A 13,203-nucleotide genomic window follows, 5' to 3' on the forward strand; every position below is an offset into this window, starting at 1 on the left:
TCACCAGCCCGATGCGGTGTAGACCACGGCGTCGGCCGATTCCTCGCCCCAGGCGAGCTCGCGCAGCAGGCACAGCGCCCCCTCCTCGGGGTCGATGAGTCCGATGCCGCGCCGCGCGTACTCCCGGGCGAGTTCGGGGGTCACCATGCCCGCGTGCTCCCCGTCCGGCGCCCACGGCCCCCAATGCACCGTCAGCGTCCGGCACTTGGACTTCTCCGCCCACCGGCCGCCGAGGGACTGCAGGGCGTCGTTGGCGGCCGCGTAGTCCGCCTGGCCGCGGTTGCCGAGGACGGCCGCGATGCTGCCGAAGAACACCGCGAACCGGGGAGCCCGCGGCAGGCCGTCCAGCGCCGCCAGCAGGGTGTGCGCGCCGTCGACCTTGGTGGTGTAGACCCGGCGGAAGGACTCGGGGTCCTTCTCGGCCAGGACCCGGTCCTCGATGATCCCGGCCGCGTACACCACGCCGTCCAGCCGGCCGTGTTCGGCGTGGACGTCCGCCACCAGGCGGCGCACCGCCTCGGGTTGGTGGACATCCACCGTGTGGTAGCGCACCGGACTGCCCAGCTCCTGAAGGGTGTTGAGGGTGCGGCGGACCTCCCGCCGGGCGAGGATCTCCGAGACTGCCCGCTCGATGTCGGCCGGGGAGCGTTCTCCCTTTTCCGAGGAGACGCCGTCGGCCAGGGCGGCCCGCAGCGCGGCCCGGTCCGGCGCCTGCCGGACGGCTGCGTCTTCGAGGTGCTCGGGCTCGTCCGGCAGCGCGGTCCGGCCGGCCAGCTCGATCCGGCAGCGGGAGGCCGCCGCAAGCGTCGCGGCGACCCGCGCGGAGATGCCCCGGGCCCCGCCGACCAGCAGCACCACCGCGTCCCGGTCCAGGCCGATGGCGGCCGCCTCGGCCGTACCGTCCCCGGCCGGGCCCGCGCCGCGGTCGCCCAGGGCGCCCAGGCCGGCGGCCACGGTTTCGAGGCCGGACCGGACGCCGTCCGCCGACCGCAGCACCACCGGGGCCGGCTCCTCGGCCGTCAACTCGCCCACCAGCGCGGCCGCTACCTCGTCGGCGGTCAGCCGCGGGGCCAGCTCGACGAACCGGGCGAGGGTGTCCGGGTACTCCCGCGCGACGGTCCGGAACAGGCCCCGCAGCCCGTCCGCCCGTCCGTCGAGCGCAGCGGGAACGTCCCCGCCCGCGGCGGGCGCGGCCGCCAGCAGCCGGCGCGGCCCGCGCCGCAGCGCGGCCTGGAACACCGGGAAGGACTCGGGCAGCAGCGGCCCGCCGCCGTCCTGCGACAGCGCCTCCAGGTGGAACACCCCGTCCAGCGGGCCGTCCTCGTCCGTGAGCACATGGTCCGGCGGCAGGATGACCGCCTCCGCGCCGTGCGCGCCCAGCCGGGCGGCCAGCGCGTCCGGCACCGGTCCGGCACCGCCCAGCAGGGCGAACCGGGTTCCGTCCAGTACCGCGAAGTCCCCGTCGGGGGACGGGAGACGGACGCTGCGCAGGACGAGCCTTCCGGGCGCCTCGCCGGTGACTGCCGGAACGGGCGCCTTGCCGGTGACGGCCGGACCGGGGTCCTCCGCCGTGGCGGGGACCGGCCGCGCGGAGGCCGTTGCCCCGCCGGGCAGCCGCTCTTCCAGCAGCTCGGCGATCCCAGATGCCGTGCGGGCCTTGGAGACCGCCTCCAGCTCCGCGTCGTCGAGCCGGGGCAGCTCCGTCCCGCCGGCGCCGAAGCCCAGCCGTACGGCCAGCTCGCCGACGATCTCGACCCGCTTGATCGAGTCGATGCTCAGGTCGGCCTCCAGGTCGAGACCGGGCTCGATCATGTCGAGGGGATAGCCGGTGCGTTCGCTGATGATGCCCAGGACGGTTGCCAGCACGTCGGCCGGTGCCGCGGGGGGCGCCGGGGCGGACTCCGCGCGAACGGCAACGGGGGCGGTACTGGCAGCGGCACCGGGAGCGGGCTCCGGCACGGCCGGCGGGAGCACGCCCGGCCGGTGCACGTCCGGCCGGAACGTGTCCGGCACCGGCCCCGGCGCGGCCGGCGGCACACCAGCCGCCCCACCGAGGTACGTCAGCAGCACATCGCGCTGTGCCGCGACCAGCTCCCGGCTGGTGCGCAGGAATTCACGGACCATCCGGTCGCGGTCGTCCGCCGCGCCGCCGTCCTGGTCTCGGATCACTGTCATCTCCTCCATCGGAATGCGTCGGGCGGGCGCGAGCGAGCCGGGCAGCAGGCCACCGTCGCGGGTGCGTGTCAGCTGCCCGTTGACGATCCAGCCGGGTGCCGCGGGGCAGGTCCCGGGGACGGCTTCGACGCTGTCGCGCCCCTGGTGCGTCCAGCCGGTACGGACGGGGACGCCGGCGACGGCGAGGTGGGCGAGCAGGCTCAGGAAGCCGCGCAGTCCGGTGCCTTCGGGGCCCTCGCACGCCACCGCGGTGTGCGGACGGTCGCCGAGGATCCGGCCCACCAGGCCCGTCAGCACCGAACCCGGCCCGGCCTCCACGAAGACCCGGACGCCGGCCTCGTACATCCGCTCGATCTGCTGCGCGAAGCGCACGGGGGAACCGATCTGGGCCGCCAACTCGGCCCGTATCGCGTCTGGTTGGCCGGGATAGACGGCGGCCGTCCGGTTCGCCCACACCGGGATCTCCGGTGCGGCCACGTGCCGGGCGGCGAGGACCTCGGCGAACCGCTCGCCGGCCGGGGCCACCAGGGGACTGTGGAAGGCGCACGCCACCGGCACGGCCTTGGCACCCAGGCCCCGCTCGCGCAGCCGGCGCACCGCCGCTCCGACCTCCTCGGCCGGACCGGAAATCACGGTCTGCCGCGGCGCGTTGTGGTTCGCGACCACCACCCGGTCGGCCAACCCGACCGCCCGCAGTTCCTCGGCGACGTCCTGGTGCCCGGCGGCCACGGCGGCCATGGTCCCCGGCTCCGCGCCTGCGGCGGCCAGGATCGCCTCCGCGCGCGCCGCGCTCAGCTCCAGCAGCGCCTCCGGGCCGAACGCCCCGGCCGTGCACAGCGCGACCAGTTCGCCGTAGCTGTGCCCGGCCACCGCCGCGGGCCGGACGCCGGCCCGGCCCAGCAGCTCGGACACGGTCAGCCCCATGATGCCCAGTGCGGGCTGGGCGGCCCTGGTGTCGGTGACCCGGGCGCGCCGCGCCTCCTCGGCGGCGGAGTCGAAGGCGGTCGGCGGGAAGATGATGTCCGCCCACTCGTCCCACCCGTCCTGCTCGCCCCACTCGTCACCGGTCTGCAGATACCGCTGGACCTCCGGGAAGGCGATGAACAACTCGGCGAACATGTCCGGCCGTTGACTTCCCTGGCCGGGGAAGAGGAACGCCACCTCGCCGGCCGAGCCCTCCGAGCCATACGAGTCATACGACCCGTCCGACCGGTCCGAGCGGCCCGACCCGTCCGACCGCTCCAACCGGTCCGGCCCCCCGCCGAAGACCCCCGCCCGGGGATCGTGCTCGCCCTCCCTGGCTCGCTCCAGCAGCCCGGGCAGCTCGTCCAGGTCACGGGCCACGACCGCCGCCCAAGCCGGTTTCCCGGACGTGTCGGCGCGCCGGGCGGCGCTCAGCGCCAGGTCGCGCAGCCGCCAGGTACGGCCCTGCCGGTCGTTCTCCGCGACCAGCTCCAGCAGCCGGCCGATCTCCCGGGCGGCCGCCGCCCGGTCGGCGCCGTGGAAGACGAACAGCTCCGCCGGCCAGGCGTCGAGCCCGTGCCGGGGTGGCGGCCCGGCCTCGTGCCCGCGCAGCACCACATGGAAATTGGTGCCGCCGAAGCCGAACGCGCTGACCCCGGCGACCCGTTCACCGGGCGCGGCCGCCCACGGGCGGGCGACGGTGTGGAAGACGAACGGGCTGCTCTCCGCCTCCCAGGCCGGGTTGGGCCGGGTCAGCTGCGCCGTGGGCGGCCTGACCCCGGTGTGCAGGGCCAGCGCCGTCTTGATCAGGCCGGCCAGTCCGGCCGCGCACTTGGTGTGGCCGATCTGGGACTTCACCGAGCCGAGCGCGCATCCGCCCGGCGCCGCCCCGGCCTCGGTGAACACCTCGGTGAGCGTGGTGAGTTCGGTGCGGTCGCCGACCACCGTCCCGGTGCCGTGGGCCTCCAGCAGGCCCACCTCGGCCGGCGAGATCCCGGCGTGGCGGTAGGCGCGTTCCAGCGCGGCCCGCTGACCCGCCGGGTGGGGTGCAGTCAGTCCCAGGGACCGGCCGTCGCTCGAACTGCCGACGCCCTTGACGACCGCGTAGACCCGGTCGCCGTCCCGCTCGGCGTCCGCCAGCCGCTTGAGGACGACGCAGGCGACGCCCTCGCCGAGCGCGATACCGTCCGCGGCGCTGTCGAAGGTGCGGGAGCGGCCGGTCGGGGACAGCGCGTGCACGGAGGAGAACAGCAGATAGTCGTTGATCCCGTTGTGCAGGTCCGCGCCTCCGCACAGGACGAGGTCGCTGGTGCCGGCGGACAGTTCCTTGCACGCCACGTCCACCGCGGCCAGTGAGGAGGCGCAGGCGGCGTCCACGGTGAAGTTCGCGCCGCCGAGGTCGAGCCGGTTGGCGATCCGCCCGGCGATGACGTTGGCCAGCATGCCCGGGAACGAGTCCTCGGTCAGCCGCGGGAGTTGCTCGTCCAGCCCGGGCGGCAGTTCCCCCACGTAGGCGGGGAGCACCGTGCGCACGGTGGTGGCGTTCGACAGGTCGCTGCCCGCCTCGGCCCCGAACACGACCGAGGCCCTGGAGCGGTCGAAGGGGCGCTCCTCGTAGCCGGCGTCGCGCAGCGCCCGTCGCGCGGCCTCCAGCGCGAGCAGCTGCACCGGCTCGATGCTGCCGAGCGAGGACGGCGGGATGCCGTAGCGCAGCGGGTCGAAGGGGATGTCCGGCAGGAAGCCGCCCCACTTCGACTCGGTGCGGGCGCCGTCCGCATCGGGCGCGTAGTGCAGCTCCGCGTCCCAGCGCTCCGGTGGCACCTCGCCGACCGCGTCGGTGCCCGCCACCACGTTCGCCCAGTAGGCGGCCAGGTCCGGCGCGCCGGGGAACATGCCGGCCATGCCGACCACGGCGATATCGAGCGGGGCCGGGACGGGCTCCGGGGCCTCCTGCCGGAACGCCTCGCGCAGCCGCCGGGCGCGCGCGGCGAAGAAGCCGGCGGCCTCCGCGCTGACGGCGGCGTGCAGTTCGGGGACGGTGGTGACCGCGGACCGCAGCACGGCCACCTGGCCGGCCATGAACATGCCCTCGGTCAGCTGCCGGGACTCGTCCACCTCCGTGAGCGTCTCGCCGGTCCGCTCCACACCCTTGCTGGCGATCCTCAGCCGCCCGACGTTGAGCTGTTCCAGCCGCTCCCACGCCTGCCGCTCCGGGACACCCCGCTCCCGCAACTCCTCCTTGACGCCGCGGAATTCGTCCGTGAACGGGCTGCTCACGCAGCGGGTGGCGTGCCCGGGCGCGGTCTCCAGCAGCTCGGTCCGCCGTGCCGCCAGGACCTGCCGCTGGAACGACGGCCGCACGGCGCCCCGGTCCACCGCCTCCTCGGTGAACAGGTACGCGGTGCCCATGAGCAGTCCGACGGCCACTCCGCGGGCGGTCAGCGGCGCGGCGAGCGCGGCCACCATCGCGGCCGACCGCTTGTCGTGCACGCCGCCGGCGAAGAACACCCGCAGCTCCGCGGGGTCCGCGCCCGCGGCCGTGTCCAGGAACTCCTCCAGCACCTCGGCCTGCGCCTCCCACAGTGCGAAGCTGCTCCGCGGTCCGACGTGGCCGCCGCACTCCGAGCCCTCGAAGACGAACTTGCGCGCCCCCGCGTCCAGGAACTGACGGAGCAGCCCGGGCGAGGGCACGTGCAGGAAGGCGTCGACGCCCGCCGCCTCCAGCTCGGCGGCCTGCGCGGGCCGGCCGCCCGCGATGACGGCGCAGGAGGGCCGGATCTCCCGGACGAGTTCCAGCTGCACGGCCTTGATGTGCGCGGGCGCGAAGCCGAGGATGCCCACGCCCCAAGGGCGTTCGCCCAGTTCGTCGCGGGTCTGCTCAAGCAGGGCGCGGGCATCCACCGGCCCGGCGAGGGCCAGCGCGAGGAAGGGCATCCCGCCGTGGCCGGCGATGGTGGCCGCGAACCGCGCCTGGTCGCTGACCCTGGTCATGGGCCCCTGGGCGACGGGCAGCACGGTGCCCAGCGCCCGGCTCATCGGGGAGCGGCGGAGCAGCGCGTCCGCGGCGGCGTCGTCGCGCACGGCCTCCCGGATGGCGGCGGTGACACCGCGGACGGCCGTGCCCACATCGCCCCACCGGCGCGCGAACGAGGAGGCCAGGAAGCCGTCCGGGCCCACGGGGAGCAGCCGGGTCCGGGGATCGTCCGCGGCCAGCAGCCGGGCGACCTCGCCGGGCTCGTCCGGCAGCGGCGGTGCGTCCGGTCCCCGGCGGCGCAGCACCCGCTGGCCGGCGGCCACCACGGTCTCCGAGCCGTCCATGGTCCGGACGGCGGCCGCCGCCTCCTCCGGGACGCCGGACTCGTCGAGCAGCGCCAGCTGGGTGTCCAGGACGACCCCTGCCGCACCACCGACGACGGCAGCCGCGGCGGTGTGCGGCCCGATGCCCCCGCAGGCCCAGACCGGCAGGCCGATTTCCGGGTCCGCCACCAGCTGCTGGAGGAGGACGAAGGTGCTCAGCTCGCCGACCCGTCCGCCGGCCTCGTTCCCTCGGGCGACGAGACCGTGCGCCCCGGCGCGCGCGGCTGCCAGGGCCGCCTCATGGTCGGTTACCTCCACCAGGACGCGGTGCCGGCCGGCAGCGAGGTCGCCCGGGGCCAACCCGGCATCCGCACCGAGCAGTACGGTGTGCACGCCCCCGTCGGCCGCCAGGTCGTCCGGCCCGAGCGCGCATCCCGCCCCGACACGCACCCCGAAGGGGCCCGGCACCCATTGCCGCACCAGCTGGAGGGCCGCGCGGGCCGCGCGGCGCCGGCCCCTTCCGAGATCGAGCACGCCCAGAGCTCCGGCACGGCAGACCGCCGCCACCAGACGCGGGTCGGGTTCACCGAACGGGCTGACGCCCAGGATTGTTTCTGTGGACATGGGCACTCCGGGAGGCAGGAGGGTCGTTCGGAAGCACCGGGAACGCGCGGGAGCGTCGGACGCCCCAGCCGGAGGGACGCCCCAGCCGGAGGGACGCCCCAGCCGGAGGGACGCCCCAGCCGGAGGGACGCCGCGATCGGTGCCGGTGAGATGGGTTGAGGGGGGTGCGATGAGTCGAGGGGGTGCGACGGTCAACCGCCCCTGGGCCTGGCTGGATCATTACACGGCGGGGCGCGAATGGAATACCCCGATCAGCGTTATCCGGCGAATGTTTTACATCACATTCATAATCGGGTCAGTACCGGTTGCGGGAAACCCGCAAGGGAATTGCGGGAAGCCCACAGCGGGGTACGGAATTCACCGCGGAATTAGTCCGTACCAGCTGCGACAACAGACTCAACTCCACGGAGAACAAGGCTAACTGGCTACCCGTCAGCTCTGCCCGGAATTCGTCCGTAAATTTTTCCGCCGCCTCGGTCTTGCCACTCCGGATCTTTGTGTTCGAGGATTCCTTCCGACCGGCTCGAAAGGGCCGGAGGAGAAAGGAGACCGGTGAAATCATTGACGTTCAGAGCTGCTGCCGGGGCGGTCGTCTCCCTGGCGGTGTCGGCCGCGCTGGTGCCGGCGTCCACCGCGGGGGCGGAGGCCCGGCCCGGAGGCGTGGACAAGACGACGGCCGAATCCTTCGGCCGCATCGCAGGTGTCGTGCTCACGAACCGGACGGCGGCGATCGTCGACGGCAAGGTGACGGGGCACGCCACTGCGCCGTCCACGAAGGTGGCGCACCTCTCGTCCGCGACGGCGCGTTCGGAGAAGTCTGTCGTGGCCTCGCTGCGCAAGCGCAAGACGCAGCTCAAGGCCCTGGGCGAGGCGTACTCCGCCGGCGACACCCGGGTCGCGGTCGACCGGACCAGCGTCGACGGCAAGAAGGCCACGGTGCGCGTGACCGAGACCACGCAGCTGACCTACCGGAAGATCAGCGGTGACGAGCCGGGCACCACCGGCTTCCAGGCCCACCACGAGCTGAGCTTCGCCCCCGCCGGCAACGGGGCGTGGGAGCTGACCGGCATCCGGGAGCTGGACGAGATACCGCAGATCAACGCACCCGCACCCGCACCGACGGCGCCCAAGACCAAGGGGACGGCCGCAGCGGGCGCGGGCGACATGCCTGACGCACCCCAGGCGAGTGTCTGGCCGTTCCCCAAGCGGCTGCCGAAGGACACGAAGACCGGCCTCGACTACCAGGCGATGGCCAACTACGCCGAGAAGTACTGGAAGCACTACAACCCGGACTACCGGGCGTACCCGCTGGGGACCGGCGGCGACTGCACGAACTTCGTCAGCCAGGCGTTGAAGGCGGGCGGCTGGAAGCACGCCCCCGGCAGGGCCGGTGACTACACGAAGTGGTGGTATGGGTCCGACACCCAGTCGGATTCCTGGACCGGCGCCAACGAGTGGTCCTGGTTCGCGCTGAACTCGCAGCGGGTGAAGCCGCTGAAGAACGTCTACCAAATGGAGGTCGGGGACGTCCTCCAGGCGGACTTCAACCGCGACGGGTCCAAGGACCACACCATGCTGGTGACGTACCGCGACCGTCTCGGCACCCCGTATCTGACGTACCACTCCTTCGACACCTACCGCCGGTCGATGCTGAGCCTCTCGGTGATGCTGCCGTTCACCAAGTGGTACGCGTACCGCACCTGATGCGTACGGAGCGTAGCGTGGCGGTCCTGGTGACCGGGACCACCCTCGTACTCGGACTGCTGTCGGGCTGCGGATCCGATGGGGACAGGGCCGGGGCCGGGAAGAGGACCGCGGTCGCTCCCTCCGCCCGTCCCTCGTCCGCTCCTCCGTCCGTTTCACCGACCCCCACCCCATCCGGGTCGAAGACCTCGAACCCGGAGGAGAAGTGGGACGGAAAGGTACGGATCCTGGGTGACGGTTCGACGTCCTCCACCGGCCCGCAGCCGCACCAGCCCAAGCCGGTGAAGCTCAAACCGGGCGAGAAGCCACCGCAGTTCGTGGTGTTCTCCTGGGACGGTGCCCTCCAGGGCGACGACGAGCAGTTCTCACACTTCCGTGAGGTCGCCAGGAAGAACAACGCGCAGATGACGTTCTTCCTCACCGGGACCTATCTGCTGCCCAAGTCGAAAGCGTCGAAGTACCGGCCGCCGCAGCACAAACGCGGCGAAATGGCGATCTCGTACGCCACCGACCAGCACATCAGGGACACCCTGGAACAGCTGCGCGGCGCCTGGTTGGAGGGCGATGAGATAGGCACGCACTTCAACGGGCACTTCTGCGGCGCCAAGGGCGGCGGCGACTGGAGCGTCGCCGAATGGAAGAGCGAGATCGAGCAGTCCTACTCCTTCGTCGAGAACTGGAAGACCAACACCGGATACCAGGACCTTCCCCCACTGCCCTTCGACTACCGGAAGGAACTGGCCGGCGGCCGGGCTCCCTGCCTGGAGGGTCAGCAGAACCTGCTGAAGGCCGCCAAGTCGTTCGGCTGGCGCTACGACGCCAGTTCGCCGGGCGACTTCCAGATCTGGCCGTCCAAAATCGATGGCATCTGGAACTTCCCACTGCAACTCGTCCCTTACCCCGGGACCGAGCGGCAGGTCCTCTCCATGGACTTCAACTTCCTCTACAACCAGTCCGGTGACAGCACCCAGGGCGATCCGGCGAAGTACGCGCAGTGGCGCAGGCTGGCCAGGGACAGCTATCTCAACGGCTTCGAGCGCGTCTACCACGGCAGCCGCGCGCCGCTGTTCATCGGCAACCACTTCGAGGACTGGAACGGCGGCATCTATATGAAGGCCGTCGAGGACGTCGTGAAGTCGGTGTGCACACGCGACGGCGTGCGCTGCGTGACCTTCAAGCAGCTCGCCGACTGGCTGGACGTCCAGGATCCCCAGGTCCTGGAGAGGATGCGCCAGTTGGACCCGGCGCAGTCACCGGACTGGAAGTCCCTGGTCAAGTAATTCCCCACCCCTCAAGTAACTCCCCTAACTCCCCACGCCCTCAAGTAACTCCCCCTGTCCAACCCCCACCCACTCTGGGAGGTACCCCATGCCCTCGCACAAGAGAGCGTTCCGCGCCCTCGCCTGCGCCGCCTCGGCGCTGGCCCTGGCCATGACAGCAGGCGTCTCTTCCGCGTCCGCGGCCCCGTCCGACACGAAGACCGGAAAGACCGTCACCAGTGGCTGGAACAACTGGTCCTGCAAGCCGTCCGCCGCCCACCCCCAGCCCGTCGTCCTGATGCACGGCACCTTCGGCAACTCCTGGGACAACTGGCTCGTGCTGGCGCCGTACCTGGTCAAGCGAGGTTACTGCGTCTACTCGCTGGACTACGGGCACAAGGCAGGGGTGCCGCTCTTCAACGGCCTCGGACCGATCGTGAAGTCGGCCCAGCAGCTGTCCGCGTTCGTGGACAAGGTCCGGAAGTCGACCGGTGCCGAGAAGGTGGACCTGGTCGGCCACTCCCAGGGCGGCGGCCCGCTGCCGCGCTACTACCTCAACTTCCTGGACGGCGCCGCCAAGGTCGGCAAACTCGTGGGCATCGCCCCCGACAACCATGGCACCACCGTCTCGGGGATATCCCGCCTCGTGGACGCCGTCCCCGGCGCACGCAAGGTCTTCTCCCTCACCCTGCCCGGGGTGGAGGACCAGCTGGTGGGTTCGGAGTTCCTCAAGAAGCTGAACTCCAAGCCGGACACCGTGCCGGGGGTGACGTACACGGTCATCTCGACCAAGTACGACGAGATCGCCACGCCCTACAAGTCGCAGCAGCTCTCGGGCCCGAACGTGCGCAACGTCGTGGTCCAGGACCTGTGCAAGTGGGACATCTCCGAGCACGCCGCCATCGGCACGATCGACACGATCGCCTTCCACGAGGTGGCCAACGCGCTCGACCCGGCGCACGCCACCCCCACCACCTGCAAGTCCGCCGTCAGCTGACGCACCCCCGTATCGGCCCGGCCACCCCCCATGGCGGCCGGGCCCTGCCCCGTTGCCGGACGGTCCAGTGATCATTCGCCCCCGCCTGTACGAACGCCGGCCCCGGACACGGGAATTCCCGTCCGTCGGGTCACGATTCCGCCCCGCCTATCCCCGCCCGGGCCGGACCGGGTTCAGGCGCTGGGTACCGTCGTGGCGCCAGACACTGGGGCTGCTCGGCTCCGCCGTCACCCTCGTGGCCGGACTGTTGGCCATCCTGTACCTACGCACCGGGATACCCGCCGACCTCAACGCCTTCGCCACCCAGCAGGACAACGTCTACTACTGGGCCGACGGCAGTGAGATGGCCCGCACCGGCGAGGTCGACCGGCAGGACATACCGCTGCACCAGGTGCCCGAGAAGGTCCGCTGGGCGACGCTGGCCGCGGAGAACGAGACGTTCTACTCCGACAGCGGGGTCTCCCCCAGCGGCATGGTCCGCGCCGTCTCCAGGATGGTGACCGGGGGCGACACCCAAGGCGGTTCGACCATCACCCAGCAGTACGTGAAGAACGCCTACCTCAACCAGGACCAGACCTTCACCCGCAAGCTCACCGAGATGGTCATCGCCATCAAGCTCGACAACAAGATGAGCAAGGACGAGATCCTCCAGCGGTACCTCAACACCAGTTGGTACGGGCGCGGTACCTACGGCATCCAGCGGGCCGCCCACGCCTACTACGGCAAGGACGTCTCGCAGCTGAACGTGAGCGAGGGCGCCTTCCTGGCGTCCCTGCTCAAGGGCGCCGCGCTCTACGACCCGGCGGCCGGCACCGAGAACCACAAGCGCGCGGTGGAGCGCTGGAGCTGGGTCCTGGACCGGATGGTGGCCATCGGCAGGCTCTCCCCGCAGGAGCGCGCGCAGTACACGCACTTCCCCGAGCCGATCGCCCCGCCCAAAGTCACCGGCCTGTCCGGCCAGACCGGCTACCTCGTCGAGACGGCCCGCGCCTATCTGCTGGCCCACTCCCCCGTCTCCGAGCGGGACTTCGCGCGCGGCGGCTACCAGATCCGCACCACATTCGAGAAGAAGAGGATGGCAGCGCTCACCCGGGCGGTCGAGCAGGCGCGGGACGGTCTGGCCCCGGGCCGGCGCGCGGCCGACCGCGAGGTGCGCATCGGGGCCGCGTCGGTGACCACCGACGGGCGCATCGTCGCCCTGTCCGGCGGACCGGACTACCTCAAACAGGGATTCAACGACGCCAATTCGTCCGTCGTGCCGGCGGGCAGCGCCTTCACCCCCTTCGTCTACGCGGCGGCCCTGCGCGACGGGGTGCAGCACGAGCGCGGCAGGCCCCGCACACCCGTGACCCCGGCGACGCGCTACGACGGCGACAACAAGGTCGCGCTGCACACCCCGGAGGGCCCCTACTGGGACCGGTCGGGGAAGATCGTCAGGGCGGTCAACGACGGCGACGAGTCCTGGGGGAAGATCTCACTCAAGGACGCGGTCGCCCAGTCGGTCAACACCCCCATCATGCAGCTCGGCATGGACGTGGGGCTGGACCAGGTCGGCAAGGTGAGCGTGCGGGCGGGTCTGCTGGAGAGCAGCCTCGGAGAAAAGCTGCCGTCGTTCTCGCTCGGCACCGCCACGCCCAGCGCCATCCGCATGGCCGACGCCTACGCCACGTTCGCTGCCAAGGGCCGGCACACCGAGCCGTATTCGGTCGCCGGACTCCGGCGCAACGGCGACGACGTGCCCGTGGAGCGGCCGGAGACCGAGCAGGCCCTGCCGCCGCACGTGGCGGGGGCCGTGGACGACGCGCTGCGCGAGGCGGTCCGCAAGGGCACGGCGCGGCCGGCGCAGGCCGCCGGGCCCGGCACGGCCGGCAAGACCGGCACCACGCAGGACAACAAGTCCGCCTGGTACGTCGGTTACCGCGACTCCCTGTCGACCGCGGTCTCGCTCGCCCGTATCGACCCCAGGACGCAGGAGCTGCTCCCGCTGGACGGCATCGGCGGAACACCCCGGGGAACGGTGGGCAGTTCGCTGCCGATCGAGCTGTGGACGCGCTACATGACGGCGGAGTAGGAGCCCTGGTGAAGTGAGCGGAAAGCGCGCCTTCATTGCGGCGGAGAAAGAGTGCGTGCGCACCAAACTCCCTTTCCTGTTGCGGGTTTACCGCAAAACATTGCGGGTTTACC

At 72.1% G+C, this 13,203-nt stretch carries 5 protein-coding genes; 4 read left to right on the forward strand and 1 reads right to left on the reverse strand.

The window, feature by feature from the left end; translation table 11 throughout:
- Complete coding sequence (locus ACRAS8_RS06235) at positions 1-7,059, reverse strand: SDR family NAD(P)-dependent oxidoreductase (RefSeq protein ID WP_438484775.1); 7,059 nt, start codon at positions 7,057-7,059, stop codon at positions 1-3.
- 552 nt (positions 7,060-7,611) lie between these two features.
- Between ACRAS8_RS06235 and ACRAS8_RS06240 the strand changes: the two genes are divergently transcribed.
- From ACRAS8_RS06240 to ACRAS8_RS06255, 4 genes are all read left to right on the forward strand, one after another.
- Positions 7,612-8,763 (forward strand): amidase domain-containing protein, encoded by a 1,152-nt coding sequence (locus tag ACRAS8_RS06240; RefSeq protein WP_438484776.1) that lies wholly within the window; start codon positions 7,612-7,614, stop codon positions 8,761-8,763.
- On the forward strand, positions 8,763-10,043 hold the full coding sequence (locus ACRAS8_RS06245) for a hypothetical protein (protein WP_438484777.1): 1,281 nt from the start codon (positions 8,763-8,765) through the stop codon (positions 10,041-10,043). The genes ACRAS8_RS06240 and ACRAS8_RS06245 overlap by 1 nt, the downstream gene beginning before the upstream one ends.
- A gap of 88 nt (positions 10,044-10,131) precedes the next feature.
- A complete protein-coding gene (locus tag ACRAS8_RS06250; RefSeq protein WP_438484778.1) occupies positions 10,132-11,019 on the forward strand; it encodes an esterase/lipase family protein in 888 nt (295 codons plus the stop codon).
- Positions 11,020-11,254: 235 nt separating this feature from the next.
- Positions 11,255-13,090 carry a transglycosylase domain-containing protein gene (locus tag ACRAS8_RS06255; protein ID WP_438484779.1) on the forward strand — a complete coding sequence of 612 codons (1,836 nt, stop codon included), beginning with the start codon at positions 11,255-11,257 and terminating at the stop codon, positions 13,088-13,090.
- Positions 13,091-13,203 lie beyond the last annotated feature (113 nt).

The sequence above is a fragment of the Streptomyces sp. S186 genome, assembly GCF_051603415.1.
Lineage (GTDB): Bacteria > Actinomycetota > Actinomycetes > Streptomycetales > Streptomycetaceae > Streptomyces.

Bases quoted from the DNA above. Each gene is read 5' to 3' on its own strand.
- ACRAS8_RS06235 (WP_438484775.1), bottom strand. From the start codon at position 7,059: ATGTCCACAGAAACAATCCTGGGCGTCAGCCCGTTCGGTGAACCCGAC.
- ACRAS8_RS06245 (WP_438484777.1), top strand. From the start codon at position 8,763: ATGCGTACGGAGCGTAGCGTGGCGGTCCTGGTGACCGGGACCACCCTC.
- ACRAS8_RS06250 (WP_438484778.1), top strand. From the start codon at position 10,132: ATGCCCTCGCACAAGAGAGCGTTCCGCGCCCTCGCCTGCGCCGCCTCG.